This window comes from Mesorhizobium sp. 2RAF21, assembly GCF_052115345.1.
In the GTDB taxonomy this organism is placed as follows: domain Bacteria; phylum Pseudomonadota; class Alphaproteobacteria; order Rhizobiales; family Rhizobiaceae; genus Mesorhizobium; species Mesorhizobium terrae.
Genome location: NZ_JBFRGM010000059.1, coordinates 1 through 506, shown reverse-complemented (window position 1 = coordinate 506; position 506 = coordinate 1). Strand labels below are relative to the sequence as shown.

Annotated in this window: 1 protein-coding gene; it reads right to left on the bottom strand. The window is 31.0% G+C overall.

The window, feature by feature from the left end:
- A partial coding sequence (locus AB4136_RS33365; protein WP_441932350.1) for a protein rep occupies positions 1 to 305 on the bottom strand: 305 nt, incomplete at its 3' end.
- Between the last annotated feature and the right edge of the window lie 201 nt (positions 306 to 506).

The window sequence follows — 506 nt, the reverse complement described above, 5'->3', positions numbered from 1 at the left end:
GTAACATTTGGCGTGGTAAGTGTTAAAAAGATGAATTGTTTATCTTCTTTTTGCTTAATATATTGCATCATCAATGATAAACCTAACGCATCTTTTCTCGCTTTTCGCCATGCACATACAGGACAAAATCGATTTTTACATAAATTAGATTTATGCAATTTCTGTTTCTCTAATGTTTTATCTGCCACAAAACTCAAGAATGTATTGCACTCCCTTATCAAATCCATTTGTCCTTCTTTGACATGCCGTTCAATAAATTTCTGAAATACTTGATTTCTCCGTTTTTTCTCAGTATACTTTTCCATATATTAAATCACTGTAAAAACAACTAAGTTGTATACAAAGTTTTTATAACAAAAAAGTTGCTTTTTCTCCTTTCATGTAAAGTTTTGGTTTGGTCACCATAAACTCTACTATACTAGGTATGAAAAAGCAACTTTTTTTGCGTTCAAAGACAGTCATATCAACTAATCTAGAGATAGGTAACCATACGGGAATAGTTACCT